The sequence below is a fragment of the Marinobacter sp. UBA2688 genome (genome assembly GCF_002352785.1).
GTDB lineage: Bacteria > Pseudomonadota > Gammaproteobacteria > Pseudomonadales > Oleiphilaceae > Marinobacter > Marinobacter salarius.
This window is the reverse complement of sequence record NZ_DELU01000024.1, coordinates 172885-191882: the sequence shown is the minus strand read 5'-3', so window position 1 is coordinate 191882 and position 18998 is coordinate 172885. Positions and strand designations below refer to the sequence as shown.

General features: G+C 60.4%; 15 protein-coding genes. 5 read left to right on the top strand and 10 right to left on the bottom strand.

Translation table 11 applies throughout. The features are described from left to right. Positions 1 to 9 precede the first annotated feature (9 nt). The gene (locus tag B3M52_RS14020; protein WP_075194244.1) at positions 10 to 1071 is read right to left on the bottom strand and encodes a PA0069 family radical SAM protein; all 1062 of its coding nucleotides are present in this window, start codon (positions 1069 to 1071) and stop codon (positions 10 to 12) included. Between the two features lie 85 nt (positions 1072 to 1156). Beyond that, entirely contained in the window at positions 1157 to 1621 is a 465-nt protein-coding gene (locus B3M52_RS14015) for an ATPase (protein ID WP_075194245.1), read from the bottom strand. Between the two features lie 192 nt (positions 1622 to 1813). Here B3M52_RS14015 and B3M52_RS14010 point away from each other — a divergent pair, with 192 nt between their 5' ends. Beyond that, positions 1814 to 2887, top strand: a complete 1074-nt coding sequence (locus tag B3M52_RS14010) for a beta-N-acetylglucosaminidase domain-containing protein (RefSeq protein WP_075194246.1) — start codon at positions 1814 to 1816, stop codon at positions 2885 to 2887. A gap of 14 nt (positions 2888 to 2901) precedes the next feature. Here the strand turns inward: B3M52_RS14010 and B3M52_RS14005 are convergent, their stop codons facing one another. The 4 genes from B3M52_RS14005 to ptsP all read right to left on the bottom strand — a co-directional run bounded on the left by B3M52_RS14005 (position 2902) and on the right by ptsP (position 9230). Continuing rightward, positions 2902 to 3609 (bottom strand): SIMPL domain-containing protein, encoded by a 708-nt coding sequence (locus B3M52_RS14005; protein ID WP_075194247.1) that lies wholly within the window; start codon positions 3607 to 3609, stop codon positions 2902 to 2904. An 82-nt stretch (positions 3610 to 3691) separates the two neighbouring features. Then, positions 3692 to 5431: a PTS fructose-like transporter subunit IIB gene (locus B3M52_RS14000; RefSeq protein WP_075194248.1), complete on the bottom strand. Its 1740-nt coding sequence runs from the start codon at positions 5429 to 5431 to the stop codon at positions 3692 to 3694. Beyond that, positions 5428 to 6402, bottom strand: a complete 975-nt coding sequence (pfkB, locus tag B3M52_RS13995) for a 1-phosphofructokinase (protein WP_075194249.1) — start codon at positions 6400 to 6402, stop codon at positions 5428 to 5430. The genes B3M52_RS14000 and pfkB overlap by 4 nt, the downstream gene beginning before the upstream one ends. Beyond that, complete coding sequence (gene ptsP, locus B3M52_RS13990) at positions 6402 to 9230, bottom strand: phosphoenolpyruvate--protein phosphotransferase (RefSeq protein WP_075194250.1); 2829 nt, start codon at positions 9228 to 9230, stop codon at positions 6402 to 6404. The genes pfkB and ptsP overlap by 1 nt, the downstream gene beginning before the upstream one ends. Positions 9231 to 9364: 134 nt before the next feature. Between ptsP and cra the strand changes: the two genes are divergently transcribed. After that, on the top strand, positions 9365 to 10348 hold the full coding sequence (cra, locus tag B3M52_RS13985) for a catabolite repressor/activator (protein WP_075194251.1): 984 nt from the start codon (positions 9365 to 9367) through the stop codon (positions 10346 to 10348). A gap of 21 nt (positions 10349 to 10369) precedes the next feature. Then, positions 10370 to 10921, top strand: a complete 552-nt coding sequence (locus tag B3M52_RS13980) for a macro domain-containing protein (RefSeq protein WP_075194252.1) — start codon at positions 10370 to 10372, stop codon at positions 10919 to 10921. On the opposite strand, the gene B3M52_RS13975 is transcribed toward B3M52_RS13980, so the two are convergent. Beyond that, positions 10918 to 11970 carry a ChaN family lipoprotein gene (locus B3M52_RS13975; protein ID WP_226909979.1) on the bottom strand — a complete coding sequence of 351 codons (1053 nt, stop codon included), beginning with the start codon at positions 11968 to 11970 and terminating at the stop codon, positions 10918 to 10920. The two genes, B3M52_RS13980 and B3M52_RS13975, sit on opposite strands and share 4 nt — an antisense overlap. Positions 11971 to 12102: 132 nt before the next feature. Between B3M52_RS13975 and B3M52_RS13970 the strand changes: the two genes are divergently transcribed. After that, complete coding sequence (locus B3M52_RS13970) at positions 12103 to 14049, top strand: CASTOR/POLLUX-related putative ion channel (protein ID WP_075194253.1); 1947 nt, start codon at positions 12103 to 12105, stop codon at positions 14047 to 14049. 190 nt (positions 14050 to 14239) lie between these two features. Continuing rightward, positions 14240 to 15829, top strand: coding sequence for an isocitrate lyase (locus B3M52_RS13965; RefSeq protein WP_007154178.1), 1590 nt, complete (start codon positions 14240 to 14242; stop codon positions 15827 to 15829). Positions 15830 to 15954: 125 nt separating this feature from the next. Here B3M52_RS13965 and B3M52_RS13960 read toward each other — a convergent pair whose 3' ends face one another. Genes B3M52_RS13960 through B3M52_RS13950 form a run of 3 tightly spaced genes read right to left on the bottom strand, consistent with a single transcriptional unit; the run spans position 15955 to position 18858 of the window. Continuing rightward, positions 15955 to 16449: an acyl-CoA thioesterase gene (locus B3M52_RS13960; protein ID WP_036210582.1), complete on the bottom strand. Its 495-nt coding sequence runs from the start codon at positions 16447 to 16449 to the stop codon at positions 15955 to 15957. Positions 16450 to 16490: 41 nt separating this feature from the next. Continuing rightward, positions 16491 to 17561 (bottom strand): M48 family metallopeptidase, encoded by a 1071-nt coding sequence (locus B3M52_RS13955; protein ID WP_226909978.1) that lies wholly within the window; start codon positions 17559 to 17561, stop codon positions 16491 to 16493. After that, entirely contained in the window at positions 17539 to 18858 is a 1320-nt protein-coding gene (locus B3M52_RS13950) for a YjgN family protein (protein WP_041332546.1), read from the bottom strand. The genes B3M52_RS13955 and B3M52_RS13950 overlap by 23 nt, the downstream gene beginning before the upstream one ends. Between the last annotated feature and the right edge of the window lie 140 nt (positions 18859 to 18998).

The following is an 18998-nucleotide window of genomic DNA, read 5'->3' as shown; positions in this document are numbered from 1 at the left end:
GTTTCCGGTCTAGAACAATCCGATCTGCTCACCCGCAGGACGCCTGAAGAGGTCGCTTCTAAGGGGCTCTGCCTGATGAAGGTTCAGGCCCAGTTGCCTTGCGCGCTTTGCGAAGCGCTGGCGGACAAGATCTGCGTAGGGGCCCGTTCCTGTCATTCTGCGCCCGAACTGGGCATCGTAACTTTTGCCACCCCGCAAATCGCGCATGCGATTCATCACATGACTGGCCCGGTCTGGAAAGTGCCGCTGCAACCAGTCCTGGAACAGCTCATCCAGTTCCAGCGGCAGGCGAAGCATGATCCAGCTTGCCCGTTCCGCACCTGCCTCTGCTGCGACCCCCAGAATGCTCTCAATTTCATGATCGTTGATGAACGGGATAACCGGCCCCAGGATGATGCCCGTTGGTACGCCGGCAGCGGCCAGCTCACGGATGACTTTCAGGCGTGTCGCCGGCGCTGCAGTGCGAGGTTCCATCTGGCGCTTCAGGGTATTGTCCAGGGTGGTTAAGCTGACCCGAACGGAACACAGGCCCTGATGTGCCAGTTCTGACAGCAGGTCCAGGTCCCTCAGAATCAGTGCCCCCTTGGTGATAATGGACACCGGATGGCGATACTCGACCAACACCTTGAGGACGTCGCGGGTAATTTCCCGGTGCTTCTCAACCGGCTGATAGGCATCGGTGTTCACGCCAAGGGCAATTGGCGACACACGGTAGCCGGGTTTATCGAGCTCCCTTCGAAGCTGTTCCGCAGCATTGGGTTTGGCGATCAGCCGGGTTTCGAAGTCCAGCCCCGGCGACATGTCCCAGTACGCATGGGTAGGCCGGGCAAAGCAGTATATGCACGCATGCTCGCAACCTCGGTACGGATTTATGGACTGGTCGAACGGCACATCCGGCGACTGGTTCCGGCTGATAATCGTACGCACCTGTTCATCCACCACTTCGGTTGCCAGTGAGTCCGGGCAGGTATCGTCAGCGGGGTCCTGATACCAGCCATCATCGTATTGGCGGTCCGTCACTATGGGCTGGAAGCGGTTCTGTGGGTTGAGGGGTGTCGCGCGAGTCTTCATGGGGGAAACTCCCGATACTGTTTATATATACAGTACTATCGGTGACTCGCGATTTCCAGTTTTCATGTACAGAGAGTGGAAGAATTCAGACATCATCCATCATGCCAATCTGCCTCGCGAGCCTCATGGCTTCGTTCTCCTCCATGGCGCGTAGGGATTCAGCGAGTTCTTTCGCTTCCGGAATCTCTGCCTTGCCGGCCAGGCTGTCATACAGGTCGATCAGTTGGTCATGGAAGTCGAACACCTCGCGGACAATGCTGTCGAAGTCGAGACTGGCGTAATGATCATCGCAGGTGCGGTGGGTTTTGATGGCCTTGTGTTCGTCGTTCAGGTAGTCGTAGAGTCTTGTTTTCAGGGCTCGTGAATCGGCCTGTTTCTCGAACTCCGCCGTGATGCGCTCCAGTTCGGCCTCATGGTCCGACAGATACGTCAGCAGTGCCCGGGCTCGCTCCTCCTTGTTTTTTGTTGAGCACTCCGACAAACATCGGGACAGGTGGGCGTGGAGCTCGCGAGCCCACTCAATCAGGTCTTCAAAGCTTTTAATGTCCATTTGCCAGGCTCCTTATCCACATGGGTAATCGGAGAGCGGATGTGAATCGCCACTGCTCATTACTACTCATCACTACATCATCAGTACGAGAAGTCTAGCCGACATTGCTAAACTTGTCCGGTGACCCCCACGGCCTGATGAGATACCCTCTGGACGGTAAACCATCTGTGTACTCGCGAAATGGAAACGCCAATGGCAGAGCAACCCCCACTGGGAATCATCGAAGGCTTCTATGGCCCGTTGTGGAGCTGGGAAGAGCGTCGGCAGCTGGTTGCGGCACTGGCTCCCCATGGTTATCGGAACTATTGGTACGCACCCAAGGCGGATGCTTTTCTCAGGCGCCGGTGGAACGAGCCGCATCCGCAAGCGGAGGCCGATGAGCTGGCTGATTTCGCCCGGTTTTGTGGCAGTCACGGAGTCCGGTTCGGCATTGGCCTGAGCCCGTTCGAGGTGTTCAACAATTTCGATGGCTCGGCGAAAACCGCGCTGACGCAAAAACTGGCAGCGTTTGATCAGTTGGGTATCACCGATCTGGCGATCCTGTTTGATGACATGAAAAGCGATACACCGGAACTGGCGGCCAGACAGGCGGACATCATTCACTGGGTGGCAGAACGCAGTACAGCGGACCAACTGACCGTCTGCCCCAGCTACTACTCCGATGATCCGGTGCTGGACCGGGTGTTTGGTCCTCGTCCCGAGCATTACCTGGAAGATCTAGGCAAGGCACTGGACCCGTCCGTGCAGGTGTTCTGGACGGGCGAGGAGGTGTGTTCGCGGGAGATATCGCCGGGCCACCTGCAGCGTGTTTCAGAAGCGCTGGGGCGCAAGCCGGTGCTGTGGGATAACTACCCGGTGAACGACGGTGACCGTATGTCCCGGCATCTGCACCTGCGGGCATTTACCGGCCGGCCGGCGGCCAACGGCCCGTATCTCTCGGGCCACGCCATTAATCCCGCGTTACAGCCAACGCTCACTACGATTCCGGCCATCACTCTGGCCCGTAGCTACGAACAGGGGCCCGGCTACCAGTATGGCAAGGCCTTCCAACTGGCCGCCGAGGAAGTGTTGGGCAAAGAGTTGGCGCAGCAGGTACAGGCCGATCTGCTCCTGTTGCAGGATGCCGGCTTGCATAGGCTCAGTACCGAACGCCATCAGGCGCTGACGGAATGTTATGGCCGCTTTGATCACCCGGCCGCCAGCGAGATCCTGCATTGGCTGGCCGGCCGCTATCAGGTTACCGATGAAATGGTGCAGACCCAGTAGCCGGTGGCGACTGTCTATTTAAGATAGTACTCCACGGTGGTCACCACCCGGACGGTTTTAATCGGCTGTTGGCCTTCGCTGACGCCTGGTGCCTGGTCTCGGGCCAGGATCTGGAACACGCCCTGATTGGCGCGGCGCAGGTTCCCCAATTCAGTTTTTGCATCCCTGGCAAACTGTGCGGCGGCCTCGCGGGCGGCGGCGGTGGCCTCGGCAATCATCTCGGGTTTGATGTCGTTCAACCGGTTAAACAGGTAAGTCGGCCCGCCTGGGCCATAATCGGATGACAGAATGACGCCGGAATCCACCAGTTCACTGACAGACTGCGCGGCCTGGCGAATGCGATCGATGTCGTCGCTGCGAACCATCAGGGTCTGGTTGATGATGAACTTCTGGCCGTTGCTTTCCTGGTAGGGATTGGCGCGGGTGTCCGTAACGTCCAGGCGTTGCAGTTCCACTGCGTCTGTGTCGATGGCTTGCAGCTTGAGGAAGGCCATAATGGCTTCGCGGCTGCTGCGGGCCTTCTCGCGGGCTTCGTCCAGGCTGTTGCCGGTAGCGACGAAACGCAGGGGCCAGAGTGCGAGGTCCGCCTGCACCTCCCGTTCCGCAACGCCCTTGACGGTGACGAAACGGTCTCCGGTGCGTAGCCCGGTCAGGCCGTTGGCGATGAGTGACGCGGAAACAACGGCGGCAATCGCCAGGATCAGGGTAGACAGAATTTTCATCACGGCGTCCTTGTGCGTGGATCTGGCGGATACCATCGCCGCAAATACCGGGGGCGTCAAGCGCCCCCGGAGGGGAGGTCTGCTAAGAGGAGGCGGTTGCCACCTCGGCCTTGCCGGTCTTGATCATGGCGTAGCCAAACCCGATTATCAGCGAACCGATGGCAATGGCGGCCACATAGGGCAGTACTGTGCTTACCGCGTTGGGAATGGCGAGCACGAACAGACCGCCATGGGGTGCCATGAGCTTGACAGTGAACAGCATGGACAGGGCGCCCGTGATGGCGCCCCCTACCATGCACACCGGAATCACGCGCAGTGGGTCTTTGGCCATGAAGGGGATCGCACCTTCGGAGATAAAGCACAGCCCCAGTACGAAGGAGGCCCGCCCGGCCTGCCGTTCGGCCTCTGCAAACTTGGCGCGGGCAATAAAGCTCGCCACACCCATGCCGATGGCGGGCACCATGCCCGCGGCCATGATCGCCGCCATGGGGGCCGAACCACCACTGCCTTCCGAGAGTAAACCGACACCGAAGGTATAGGCGGCCTTGTTCACCGGACCGCCCAGGTCAAAGCACATCATGGCTCCGAGAATACCGCCCAGCAGGATGGCGTTGGTGGTGCCCATCCCTTCCAGGAAGTTGGTCAGCCCATCCATCAGGGCGGCGGCGGGTTCGCCGATCACGTAGATCATGGCCAGGCCGGTGACCAGGCTGGCCAGCAACGGAATGATAAGGATGGGTTTGAGGGATTCGATGCTCTCGGGCATTGGCAGCTTCTGGCTGATGAAACGGGCGACGTAGCCCGCCAGGAAGCCCGCGATGATGCCGCCCAGGAAGCCTGCGCCAAGGGTGCTGGCCAGGTAGCCGCCAATCATTCCCGGCGCCAGGCCCGGCCGGTCGGCGATGGACCAGGCGATATAGCCGGCCAACAGGGGAATCATCAACTGGAAGGCGGTGCCGCCGCCGATCTGCATCAACGCGGCTGCCAGGGTGCCCTCCTCTTCAAACGCGTCAATGCCGAACACGAATGACAGGGCGATCAGCAGGCCGCCGGCTACCACCATGGGCAGCATGAAGGATACGCCCGTCAGCAAATGCTTGTAGGGGCCGCGTTTCTCGCCACCACCTCCTGAGGTCGCTTTTTTCTGGCCTTCCTCGACAGAGGCATTGGTCATGGCGTCATCAATGGTGGGCCCCGGTTTTTTCAGGGCGCTGCCGGTGGACGTGCGCCAAAGCCGCTTGCCGGCAAAACGGCTGGGGTCGACTTCGATATCACAGGCCAGGATCACCAGATCCGCCGCCTCGATTTCCTCGGCGGTCAGCGGATCCTGGGCACCCACGGAGCCCTGGGTTTCCACGCGGATCTGATGGCCAGCCGCGGTCGCGGCGGCGGTCAGGGCTTCTGCCGCCATAAAAGTGTGGGCGACACCGGTGGGGCAGGCGGTGACGGCGACAATGCGTTTGCCTGCGTTACCTGAGGTGGCAGGCTCGGGCTGTGAAGCCTCTGTTGGTTGATAGGGCTCGGCCTGCTTTTCGGCCTGGTCCAGAATCGACGCGGGATCGGGCAGGGCGGCCGTTACCGGGACCTGATAGAGGCGTTTGCCGGCGTAGGCGTTCAGGTCCGTTGGTGTTCCTGTTGCGGCAACGACCAGGTCCGCCGAGGCGATGACATCCTCGGGCAGGGACGACAGTGGTTGCTGCGGGCTGCGAATGTCTGTTCTGGCTTCCCAGCCCTTTTGCTGCGCGGCCCTTTCCAGGGCCCGGGCCGCCAGGAAGCTGGTGGCCACGCCCTGAGGGCAGGCGGTTACAATGATCAGTTTCATGATGGCATCTCCCCATTGTTGTTGTGCCCGGGCCAGGGGGTAAAGAGAGTGACGCGGGTTTGCTGAATCAGTTGGATAAAGTCGTCGGCCATTGGATCGCCAACGCCAATGTGTCGAACGCACTCGGCCGACAGCGCGGTGGCGGTTGACAGCACCTGTTCCGGGTGATGACGTTCGAGCAAGCCGTGAATCATTCCGGCCAGCAAAGTGTCGCCGGCGCAGACCGTGCTCGTGGCGGTCACGGGCGGTGGCAACGCTTGCCAGTTGCCCTTCGGCGACAGCCAGAGCACGCCTTTCTCGCCCATGGAAATCACCACATTGGCGATGCCGGTGGCCTGAAGTGAGCGGCCTGCCTCGGCGATGGCGTCCAGGCTCTCCAAAGGGTGCCCGGCCCATTCGGCCAGCTCTTCCGTATTGGGCTTGATGCCGTCTGGCAGCGCCTTAAGCCCGGCTGTGAGGCCTGCGCCGCTGGTATCCAGCCACACCGGGATGTCTGCTTCGCGAGCCAGGGTGACCAGTTCCGCCAGTGCCTCGGGCGGAAAGCCGCCGGGCAGGCTGCCAGCAATGGCAACGGCATCGAACCTGTTCTTCAAGTTACCCAGGCGTGCCTTTAATCGGTCCAGGGCATCCGCGGGTACGTCAAATCCGGGCCCGTTCAGATCGGTCACACGACCATCGCCCTCGGCAATTTTCACGTTGATGCGATTCTGCCCGGGGATGCGGACAAAGTGGTCTGCCAGGATGTCAGACGAGAACAGGCGGTCGAAGGGCGCGGCGTTGATGTCTCCCAGCAGTCCGGACACGGTCACGGTATGGCCGAGGCGTGACAGCACACGGCCCAGGTTAATGCCTTTGCCGGCAGCCTCCAGACGTGTGGACCGAGAGCGGTTCACGTTACCCAGCCGGATTGAGTCGGTCTCGGCATTTAGGTCCAGCGCCGGGTTCAGGGTGATGGTGAGTACCCGGGCCATTACAGTGTCTCCAGGGCGTCGCGCACTTCGGCTGCGGTGGCCTTGCCCAGCGCCAGTTTCGCCTGTTCACGGGCGTGTTCGCGGCTAAGCCCGCGGATACAGGCTTTGACCAGTGGCACTCGCCGGCTGGTCACCGACAGCTCGTCCACATCCAGGCCCAGCAGTACCGGAATAGCCTGTGGGTCGGAGGCCAGCTCGCCACAGATACCCACCCAGCGTTGGTGAGCATGGGCGGCTTCGACGGTCATGCGGATCAGTTGCAGTACCGAGGGGTGCAACCCGTCGGACTCGGCCGAAAGCTGGCCGTGGCCACGGTCGATAGCCAGGGTGTACTGGGTGAGGTCATTGGTGCCTACCGAGAAGAAATCCACTTCCGGTGCCAGGGTGTGGGCCAACAGGGCACAGGAGGGCACTTCAATCATCACGCCCACCTGCAGGCCCTGGCAGGGAATCTCGGCGCGGACCCGTTCGACGATGGCCTTGGCCGCGCGAAACTCTTCCAGGTCCTTGACCATGGGAAACATGATTCGCAGTGGGCGGTTGTCGGCAGCCGTCAGCAGCGCGCGCACCTGGGTTTCGAGGATTTCCGGTCGGGTCAGCGACAGGCGAATACCGCGCAGCCCAAGGAAGGGGTTGTCCTCGTGGGGAAGGGGCCAGTAATCCAGGGGCTTGTCACCACCCACATCGAGGGTGCGTGCGACCAGTGGCAGGCCGTTGAGGGCGTCGAAGGCATGGCGATATTCCTTCACCTGGGTGTCCAGGTCAGGCGCGTCCGGATGCTCCATGAAAATGAATTCGGTACGCAGCAGGCCAATGCCATCGGCGCCCCGGTCGACAGCATCCGGGGTGTGGGCGGTGTTGCCAAGGTTGGCGCATACGTCGATGGTGTGGCCATCGGTGGTGGTGGCTGGCTCGTTCCGGCACTCGTGGGCGTCCGCCTGCAGGCGGGTGAGTTGGTCCAGGCGACGGTCAATGCGGTCGCGGCGCTCGGCGCTGGGATTGGGCACCAGGCAGCCGCGTTCGCCGTCGACCACCAGGTTCGTTCCGTTGCTGATGGTCAGGATACGGTCACCAGCCCCGACCACGGCTGGGAGCCCCAGCGCCCGAGCCAAGATGGCGCTGTGGGATGTGGCGCCACCACGGGCCGTGATCAGGCCGCGAACGCGTTGGGTGTCCAGCCTTGCCACATCGGAAGGGCCCAGGTCGTCCGCCACCAGTACATAGGGTTCGTCCGGCGGTGTCGGCATGGCCACCCCGCAGAGGTTGGCCAGCACGCGCCGGCCAACATCCCGCAAATCTGCCGCCCGTTCGGCCAGAAGCCGGTCTGCCAGTGCTTCCTGGGCACGCGCGGCGGTATCAATGGCGAGCCACCAGCCGGCTTCGGCAGACGCGCCTTCGTTGATGGCTTCCAGGGCGGCCTGGTAGAGATCGTCATCCTGGAGCATTTCCACATGCACCGACAGAATCGGTGCTGCCTCACCGCCTTCGGCCTGGCGAATCAGCGTGCGCAGTTGTCCGTCGGCCTCGTCGATGGCCCGGCCCAGTCGGCTGGTCTGTTCACCGGCATCGCTGGCGGTGGCGGGGTAGTCCAATGTCGGCTGGCGCATGACGAAGGCGGGTGCCAGAGCCAGGCCCGGTGAGGCGGCGACCGCTTTCAGCGGTTCGTCATCGGCCAGAGGTTCGGGTTCCGGCTCGGCAGGCGCCGGCTGGCTCTGTTGTTGTCGAAGCGGGGAGATGGTTTCTCCGAGCCCGTCATTGATGGCCTGGCAAACGGCTTCTACCGCCTGTTCCGCATCGTTGCCGGTTGCGGATATGATCAGGGTTTGCCCCCTGCGGGCACCGAGGCCGATGATCCGGGTGAGACTGGTCGCCGATACCGAATTGCCATCGCCGTCCTCCAGGCGGATGCGAATGTCTGCCTTGTGCTGACGGGCTTCCTGTACCAGTTGTTTGGCGGGCCGGGCGTGTAGGCCATGGGTATTCAGCAGGCGCACCCGGTCGCTGACCGCATTGGCCTGCTCACCGGAAAGCCGGGAAAGTACAGCATCCACGGACTGGCTTTCCAGGGGGATGTTCTGGGCCAGGAAATTATCGATACGTTCCAGCAATTCGCGGCAGTCGTCGCCAGGGCCCGCCAGGCAGAAAACGCCGGCGAGGTCGTCACGGGGTTCTTTGGGGGTTGCCAGTGCCAGCGCAGGTCGGATACTGCCAACGCTGTGGTGAACCAGCCAAAACCCCTGGCCCAGCCCCACGGGTGGCTGGCTGACAATTTCTTTCATAAAGCTGGCGTCGACACAGCTCAACCCCTGTAGTCGGGCAGCAGCGCTGATGGCCAGTTCGCTGGTGGTCCGGGTGTTAACACCCAGGCAAAGGGTCTGAGCGTCGCATTTTGGCATCACTGGCTCCTTCGACAATAGGGATACCAGCGCCTCGGTGTCATCGGCCTCGGCCAGTTTCTGCGACAGGCCGGGTTTGTCCAGTACGCGGGTCAGGTGGCGCAGGATATCCAGATGCTCATCCGACTGGGCCGCAATGGCGACCAACACATGCACAGTGGCGTTGTCATGCCAGGTAACGCCGCCGGGAAACTGCAGCACGCGGATGCCGGTGCTGGTGACCGCCTCGCGGCTTTCCGGTGTGCCGTGGGGGATGGCAATGCCGTTGCCAAGGACGGTGGAGGACTGTTGCTCCCTGGCCAGCATGCCCGCGTGGTAGTCGGGAGTGGTCCGGCCTGCATCCTGCAGTTCCTGGCTGGCCTGGTTCAGGGCATCCCGCCAGTCGGTTGCAGTGCAGCCCAGGCGGATATCATTGGCTGTTAGCGTCAGCATGTGGGGAGCCTCGCCTTGTTGTTGTGAATACCAGTAAAATCTAGGTTGCTGAATCGTGTCAGCAAACATAGAATGAATCATGAAACAGATATGATCAGAAATCAAGCAATCTGTGCCCAGGAGGACTCGGCCCCATGACCCTTGCAGAACTTGCCCGCCTGGCGGGGGTGTCCCGCACCACCGCCAGCTACGTGATCAATGGCCAGGGGCCGGCCCGCCGGATCAAGCCGGCGACTATCGAAAAGGTGATGGCGGTTGCGCGGGACAACCACTTCCAGATAGACCCGCAAGCCGCGTCGCTGCGTGGTGGGGCCAGCCGCACCCTGGGGTTTATCCTGCCGGACCTGGAGAACGCCAGTTACGCCCGCCTGGCCAAATTGCTGGAGCAGGGTGCCCGTGCCCGGGGCTATCAATTGCTGATTGCCGGCTCCGGAGATGACCCGGATACCGAGCGCGAGCTGGCACGTTCTCTCAAGGCAAGGCGATGCGATGCCCTGATCGTTGCGAGTGCCCTGCCACCGAATGACCCCTTCTACCAAGAGTTGCAGGAGGAAGACCTGCCGGTGATCGCGGTGGACCGATCGCAATCACCGGGTGTGATCAGTTGCGTGGTCAGCGACAATCGCAAGGGCGCAGCCACACTGGCCCGTTCAGTGCTGGAGCCGGGCACCGGGTCGGTGGTCTGGCTTGATGCGGTGCCGGCGCTGGCAATGACACGGGAGCGCCGCGAGGGCTTTGAGGCGGTGGCTCGGAGTCGCAGTGGACAATGGGCGGTCTACAGTGGTGAACACTATGACCGAGCCTCCGGCGCCCGACTGATGCAGCTGGTGCTGGCGGATCAGGGGCTTCCGGATGCGTTGATTACCGCCTCGTACACCCTCTTGCAAGGGGTGCTCGACGTGCTGCTGGAGCAGCCGGGAGGCTTGCCGCAGTCCCTCAGAATGGCTACCTTCGGAGATGACCGGCTGCTGGATTTCCTGCCGGTCAAGGTTCACTCGTTACCCCAAAAACACGAAGCCATTGCCGAGGCAACGCTGGACCGGGCGCTGGCTGCCATCGCAGGTCACGGCGAGCCGGAAACCGTTATTATCAACCGCTCGCTGAAGCGGCGACGCTGAGGCAATGGCCGGGAGGTTTCCATGGCACAGGTTGAACTGAACGGAAAAACTGTGGAATGCGTTCGTGGCGACATCACCCGCCAGGATGATCTGGAAGCAGTCGTTAATGCCGCCAATGCCCAATTGATGTCCGGGGGCGGTGTCGCAGGCGCGCTCCATGCGGCGGCAGGGCCAGGGCTGGCTGAAGAGTGCCGGCCCATGGCGCCGATCCGCCCGGGTGAGGCGGTGATTTCAGGGGCGCATAACCTGCCAAACCAGTACGTCGTCCACTGCCTGGGGCCCGTTTACGGTGTGGATGAACCTTCCGATCACTGGCTGGCGGAATGCTATCGCAATGCCCTTGAGTTGGCAGACAGTAAAGCAATTGAATCCATAGCGTTTCCCGCCATTTCGGCAGGGGCTTTCGGTTACCCGGTGGAAGGGGCTGCAGAGGTTGCCATGGCGACGGTCAGGCAGGTATTGCCGCGTCTGGGAAGGGTTAGGTATGTGCGCTTCGTGCTTTTCAGCGCAGCGGACGAGGCGGTTTTTTCCCGCGCCATGGGGGCGGCTTTCGCCAAGGCTGGTGAGGCTTAGTCGCAGGTTGTTTCTGGCACCTTCCGGAATGCATCCATCATCGATTCGTGTCCCCGTGCTTCGTCCCGGTACTCCGGGGGCAGCGGTAGCAGGAAGTAGAGATAGTCGCCCTTGTTTTGGTTACCGGTGAGCGGTAGTTCGTCGCCGTCGGGCTGTGCTTCCATAAAAACCGGGCTTATAACCGCTACAGACAGCTCGGGGTTTCGCTGCAAAAGGGCCTCTACCGTGCCCAGGCGCTCCTCGCTGTGAAAGGTGCCCGTCAGGTGAATGACCTGGTGCTCGGGGTGGCGTTCCCTTGCGGCCAGTATCCGGCTTGCCATGGTGTTGTCCCGCAGCAACTGGGCGTGATAAGTGTTCTGCAGTCGCTCATTGTCGGCGGTGCCATGCCGGCCGCCCATGGTGCCAAAGAATTTTTCCCGGTAGGCTGCGCTGCCTGCGAAGGGCGCGTCTGGGATGTGGCGTTTCCGAGCTGCGTTCAGGTCCGCCAGATACTCGGGCCCCTCGCGTCCCACGCAGCGAACGATATCACCCGGAGCGTTTGCGGCGATGACCGGCAGGCCCTGGCGACGAGCAAATTCCACCAGCGGTCTGTAGGCGTATTGGTAGATAGGCCAGGCGCCGGCATCCTCGACCAGTTCCATTTCGCCAATGTCGCCGGCCAGGTAGCGGTCCAGCACCGGCTGCCGGTCCACCTCGAACTGTTCCATGGATAACAACTGTTCAGGGCGATGCTGGTACAGATGAGCCTGCAGGCGGGATTGGAGCAGGTGAGCGCCCTGGTGGCCGTGATATTCGCCAATCATGACCACATCCTGTTCCGCAAGTCGCTCGGCCAGTTGCGGTATGGAAACCGCCGTGCCGGATACGGCCTCGACCACGGGGGCATGATAGTGGGTTTGTGGTGGCGCCGGTTCCGGTGTTGGTGCCAGCAGGGAGCAGCCCGTCATCAGCGGGATGACAGCAAGTGACAATGTGATCGGCGCATGGGACATGAAAAACCGGCCAGTCTTGCAGCCGCTCAGGGCCGCGTTGGAGAACTTGATAGACATCTATACGATGCTGCGGATTGCGTAGCCAGTCAATTGTTCGTGAACGAGCGTGCTATAAGGCACCGCTCCGGTTTTATTCCATACGTTCTGCGCTATGCTACCGACATTCCCCATCTTGCCAGAAGGACGATCATGATCCCCTTTCGTTTTGTTGACCGCGTGAAGTTCATCGTTGAGCGCCAACTCGTAAAAGGTGCGGGCTTTCAGTTGTTAGTGGTGGGTGTCTTTATAGGCATCATTTCGCTTGTTGGCGGGCTGCTGGTGATCCCCCTTGGAACGCCTTTTGAAGATGTCGGCGATGCCATCTGGTGGGCTTTTTTGCGGCTGACGGACCCGGGCTATCTCGGAGACGATGTGGGTAACTGGCAGCGGTTTGTGTCCACCATTCTCACCGTCAGCGGTTATGTGGTTTTCATGGGCACGCTGGTGGCGATCCTGACGCGCTGGTTGATCGCCAAGATGACCGACCTGGAGCGGGGGCTGACCCCGGTTACCCTGCGAAACCACATCGTAGTTCTGGGCTGGACCAGCCAGACCTTACCGCTGCTGGGCGAGTTGTTGGGGTCATCAGGGCGCATGCGCCGTTTCCTGGAAAAACGTGAAACCAACCGCTTACGCCTGGTGGTGCTTTCCGAGCATGCCTCGGCGGCCCAGGTGCATGAGTTGCGCGACGAGCCCGGTATCGGGCGCAAGTCTCGCCAGATCATCCTCCGTGCCGGCGCTGCCATTCAGCCGGATGCCTTGCAGAGGGTAGCCTGCCTGGATGCCGCGGCTGTCATAGTGCCCAGTGCCTCCCATCAGGCGGGCAGCCTGGTGACATCGGACGTGGAGACCGTGAAGGCGTTGCTGTCCATTGCTGCTCAGGCACGACACCTGGGGGCATCACTGCCCTTTGTCATTGCCGAGATACAGGATGTGCGCAAGCTCCCGGTGATTGAGCGCGCCTATCCCGGAGAGGTGGAGGTGGTTGCCGGCGATGCCACCATAAGCCGGCTAATGGTGCAGAACATCCTCCATCCGGGGTTGTCGGAAATTTACAACGAACTTCTGACCGCCGGTGAGGGTTGCGAAATCTACATCCGGGGTGGCGATGCCCTGGCGGGACTGTCCCTCGGAGAATTGGCCTCTCTGCGGCCCCAGGCAATTGTGCTGGGTATTCTGAAGCGGTCGGGCAAGGCCTGGATGGTGAGGATGCCGGCGTCGTCAGACACGGTGATTGAGGCCGGGGACCGGGTTGTCATGATGGCCAGGGACTACACCGAAACCGAGTCGGATTCGAAGGTGCCGCCGCTGCCGGTTATCACTCGAGGTGAACCCGCAAGCCGGGCTGTCTCGCTTTCAGGCGGGGTTCACCGGATTCTTGTGCTGGGATGGAATCGCCGGGTGCCAAGCCTGATCGATGAGTTTTCCAGCTACAGCCAATGGCGGTTCGAGGTGGATCTCGTTTCGGTAGTGCCTGCCAAGGAGCGGGAACAGGAAATTGACCGTTACCTGGGGGGGCAGCGGGACGTGATCTGCCGCCATATCGAAGCGGATTACATGGTGGAAGGCGAGTTGAGGCGGGTTGGGCCGCTCAACTATGACTCCATTATGTTGTTGAGCAGTGATCGTCTGGCGTCCGGCGAGGAAGCTGACGCCCGTGCCATGGTGGGTTACCTGCAACTGGAAGACCTGTTGAGTGAGGGTGATAGGCGCCCGCAACTGATCATGGAACTGAGCGACCCGGACAATCGAAATCTGTTAATGGGCCACCAGAGTGAAATGCTGATCAGCCCAATGATCATCAGTCACGTGCTTGCTCAGGTCGCCCTGCGGCGGGAGCTGAGGGTGGTGCTGGATGAGCTGTTTACGGTGGGCGGTGCTGAGGTGCAGTTCCGGGATCCCCAGAACTATCCTTTGCCTGCCAGCGCGGATTTTCAGGTACTGGAGAAAACGGTCGCTGCGGAAGGAGAAGTGGCGCTGGGCATATGGCGCGCGCAGCCCGACTCGTTGGGGCGGCATCTGGCGCTGAGCCCGCCACGGGACGAGTATCTTGACCTGAATAGCGCTGATCGGCTCGTTGTTCTTTGCAATGCGTGAGGGAAGATGTCTTCATTCATACAAAAAATGCCGAATATAGATAATATAAATTTCAATTATAAAATCAAAGCCACTAAAGTAACCCTCAATGTCAGCGGTCTGGTTATTTTTTGAACGGACGCTGGCTCGCTGAAGTCGCTTTTATGCTTCATAAAAGAGCACCTCAAACCTTAGAAACAGGACTGAGACCATGCCATACGCAAAAGACGTTGACGCCATCGCTTCCCTGCTGAAGCAAAACCCGACCTGGAACGCCATCAAGCCCGAGCACGCGGCCCGCATGCGCGCCCAGAACAAATTCAAGACTGGTCTGGACATCGCCAAGTTCACCGCGAAAATCATGCGCGAAGACATGGCGAACTACGACAAGGACACGGCTCAGTACACCCAGTCCCTGGGTTGCTGGCATGGCTTCATCGGTCAGCAGAAGCTGCTGTCCATCAAGAAGCACTTCGGTACCACCAAGCGTCGTTACCTGTACCTGTCTGGCTGGATGGTTGCGGCCCTGCGCTCCGAGTTTGGCCCGCTGCCTGACCAGTCCATGCACGAGAAGACCGCTGTATCTGGTCTGATCGAAGAACTGTACACCTTCCTGCGTCAGGCGGATGCCTGGGAACTGAACCACCTGTTCCGCGCCCTGGAAGAAGCTCAGAACGCTGGCGACAACGCCAAGGCTGACGAGCTGATCAAGCAGATCGACAATCACGAAACTCACGTTGTGCCGATCATCGCCGACATCGACGCTGGTTTCGGTAACGCCGAAGCAACGTACCTGCTGGCCAAGCAGATGATCGAAGCAGGCGCTTGCTGTATCCAGATCGAGAACCAGGTGTCCGACGAGAAGCAGTGTGGCCACCAGGACGGCAAAGTGACCGTTCCTCACGCCGACTTCCTGTCCAAGATCAACGCTGTACGTCTGGCTTTCCTTGAACTGGGTGTGGACGACGGTGTGATCGTTGCCCGTACTGACTCCCTGGGCGCTGGCCTGACCCAGAAGATCGCTGTGACTGAAGAGCCGGGCGACCTGGGCGACCAGTACAACAGCTTCATCGACGGTGAAGTAATCGAGAAGGCTGAAGACATCAACAACGGCGACGTTGTGATCAAGCAGAAAGGTCAGCTGGTTCGTCCCAAGCGTCTGGCATCTGGCCTGTTCCAGTTCAAGCCTGGCACTGGCGAAGACCGTGTGGTTCTGGACTGTATCACCAGCCTGCAGAACGGTGCTGACCTGCTGTGGATCGAAACCGAGAAGCCCCACGTTGGCCAGATCGCTGCCATGGTTAACCGCATCAAAGAAGTGGTTCCCGATGCCAAGCTGGTTTACAACAACAGCCCGTCCTTCAACTGGACTCTGAACTTCCGTCAGCAGGTATTCGACGCGTGGAAAGAAGAAGGCAAGGACGTATCTGCCTACGAGCGCGCCGACCTGATGAATGCCAAGTACGACGAAACCGACCTTGGCAAGCTGGCCGACGAGTGGACTGCCAACTTCCAGCGTGACGGGTCACGTGAAGCCGGCATCTTCCACCACCTGATCACTCTGCCGACTTACCACACGGCTGCTCTGTCTACCGACAACCTGGCCAAGGGCTACTTCGGTGACGAAGGCATGCTGGCCTACGTTGCAGGCGTTCAGCGTAAGGAAATCCGTCAGGGTATCGCGACTGTGAAGCACCAGGACATGGCCGGTTCCAACATCGGTGATGACCACAAAGAGTTCTTCGCGGGTGACGCAGCTCTGAAGGCTGGCGGTAAAGACAACACCATGAACCAGTTCTAAATAACGGTTCGGGTGTTGTTCCCGGGCTTGCCCGGGACCTGCCACAAAAAAAGCCCTGCCGGGATTCCGGCAGGGCTTTTGTCGTTTAAGGGGGTAAGGGCCATGGGGATAGGGAGTGGAATTCCTTAGTGGCGTTCACTCAGCTTCTTGCGGGTTTCCAGGCGACCTTCCCGACGGATTTCGGCGTTGTTGAAGCGGCGTTTCTCGTCGTCGGTTTCCGGCTCTACCGCAGGCACGTCCACGGGATTGTCGTTCTCGTCCAGCGCCACGAAAGTGAAAAATGCGGAAAGGATATGTCGGGACTCTCCGGTGTAGCTGTTTTCCGCTTCCACCCGAGCTCCGATTTCCATGGATGACCCCCAGCTGCGGTTCAGGGCAAGGCTGAACAGCAGGGTATCGTTGCCCTTGGCGGGCGCGCGGAAGTGAATGGAGTCCACCGCTGCCGTGACGCAGACATGGCCGGAGTGTCGTTCCGCCACCACCAGGGCCAGACGGTCGCACTTGGCCATAATCATGCCCCCGAACACCGTCTGATGTGCGTTCATGTCATTGGGAAAAACCTTGTAGACATGTTTGTCGATGGCAGAGGCCGCAACCGGCCTGGTGGGTCTGGATGGCATCGTGTGTGCTCCCTGTGATGAACGTATCGCTACTATACCGATCAGGGCGTCTGTTTAAAGCGTTCGATGCGCTCGCCCGTTTCCGGGTGGCTCGACAGCATGTCGCGAAGGCTGTCCCACCGGCTAGTGCCTTCCTCGGCCTCTGAGGAACGGTCCTCGCCATGAGCAGCCATCAGGCGCTCCATGATGGTAACGAAGTGGGTCGGGTCCAGGTCGTGGTCCGTCATTGCTTTCAGGGCATAGGCGTCGGCCTCCCGTTCCATGTCACGGGAGTAGGACAGGCTCATCATGACCGCCGGAACCACTACGGTTGCGTCGGAAAACGCAGACAGGTCACCGGTCATCATCACGATCAGCCAGAAAGTCAGTGACGATTGCACCATGCCTTTCATGCCATGGTTATGGGCGACATGGCCGATTTCATGGGCGAGGATAGCGGTCAGTTCGTTATCATCTTCGGCGAGGTTCACCAGATCGTCCGTGAAGATCATCGTGCCGTCCGGCAATGCCATGGCGTTGGTGCCGATGGCGGGAGACGAGCGGAAAATCACTCTCAGGTCTTTGCCCGCCACTGGCATCAGGAAAGGCTCGAAATGGGCCTGCAACGCCTGTTGGCGTTCCTCTGAAAGCGAAGAAGGTTCAAGCCAAGTGCTGTCCAGCGTGGTGAGTGTGGAGTCGCCAACCTGCTCCGCTATACTGTTCGGGAGTGCATTGGCCACGGCCTGGGCCGCCCAGGGCACGCCCCAGACAAACGCAGCGCCGGTGGTCGCAATCGTGACGACGACCGCAACCAGAATCAGCCCCAGGTGATTCTCCAGCGCGTGCAGCAGCCGATTGCCACGCCCCCGCCGGGATTGCCGGCTAAGCTGATCCACCGCGGCGTTGTCTTCGGTTTCAAAGACCCCATCGTCAGGCAGGTGGAGGTAGCGGGGGGCGTTGCCAATCCGTGGTGATATGGTCACATCGTCGTGCGCGAGGCGCAGTCGGGTGTCTCCCGCATCAACGATGATCACGCCAGCGGCGGAGCGCAATACTGCGCCCCGCCGGCTGGAGTCATTACCTGAATAGAACTGGCCTTCGATCGTGACTTCAGATGGCGGCGAAGTCGACATCGAAGGCATCTCCCAGTTCCTGTCCCAACGCGCTGGTGCGGTTCTGCTCGGCTGCAACGAAGTGGTTCAGGTCACCGCTGACCATCATGGCCGTGCAGGAAGCCCGATACCTTGCCATGCGCACCTTGGCCCAGGGGGTGAAAAGGCCAAGGGTGAGGACTACGAAGAAACTGTTGGACAGGTAAATCCACACCATTTGCAGCGGTTGCAGGCGGGATTCAAAGCCGTGACGGTCGAGGTGGACGGCATTGAGGAAGAGGTTTGAAATGCCCGCCATGAAATAGCCGAACAGTGTCAGGTAGCCAGCACCGGCAATGATCGACCCGACGGTAAAGCCGACATAGCGCATGGCGAGGAACGCCGCAACACCGAAGGCAATGGCGATCAGCAGGCCTTTTCCGAAGAAACGGTAGTAGGATCCGGTATCGGCTTTGAGCGCGAACTCGGTGGTGCCGTATCGGCTGCCGTTAGCGATGAATTCGTGGGTTTTCTTCATCACCAGTGGGGTAAGCAGCAACAGGGTCAGCATGTTCAGCAATGGCCACACAAACGCCACCATGAAAGCCTGGCCATAGCGGCCCTGAAAGTCGAAGCGGATGTTGCGGTAGGCACTGTTGACGGCATTGAACCGCAGCGAGCGCACCATGATCCAGGGTACGAGGGGGATAAATGCGATGGCAAAGACCACGGCAGCTTCAACATACATCTCGGAAAGCACCACGTAGACAACCAGGACAGCCAGGGCAATCAATCGACCTTTGAGGATAGTGATCGGGCTGGCCAGGTACTGGAAACTGGCTCCATCGAGTTTGGTGTTGCCGTAGAAGTATTGATTGTTACGCACCGTGGCCCAGGCCGAATAAATGCCAAGGGTGACAATGGTCAGCAGGATGTTGACGATCCAGATTCCGAAATACTCGCGGCCGTTGCCGGTGAACTCCAGCGGTGTCTCCCGTTGTGGACCGGTCGGGGTGGCCGTTGCTGGCTCGTCGTCTGACGACGCTGGCGGTTGGGCGCCGGCGGTTTCCAATTTGGGGTTTACTGCAGCGGCGGGCTGTTTCGCAATTTGCACTTCGGCACCAGCTTTTGTCAGTCGCTCCTGGTAAACCAGGGCGTCCGCGTGACTGAGACCGGACTTGAGTGTCTTGGTGGCACCGCTGAAAAGGCTTGCAGTACGTTCGTCGGAGATCCGAAACAGGGCTTGTACATTTTCCCTGACTTCTGCGTCGTCGAATCCTTCGAGAATCCGCCCGGCAAACGTTATCTGATAGAGTTCGTTGTGGAGTTCCTTGGTCATGACGTCCCTTGTACCTGTTGTTCCCTGATGGGGTGTTCATGTCACCCGTTGTAATCGAAAGATGGTGCTGCGCTCGTAAAAGACCGCTACGGGAAGAAAGTTACCAGAAATTCATGCGGCATGCGCGATATCAGGCACAA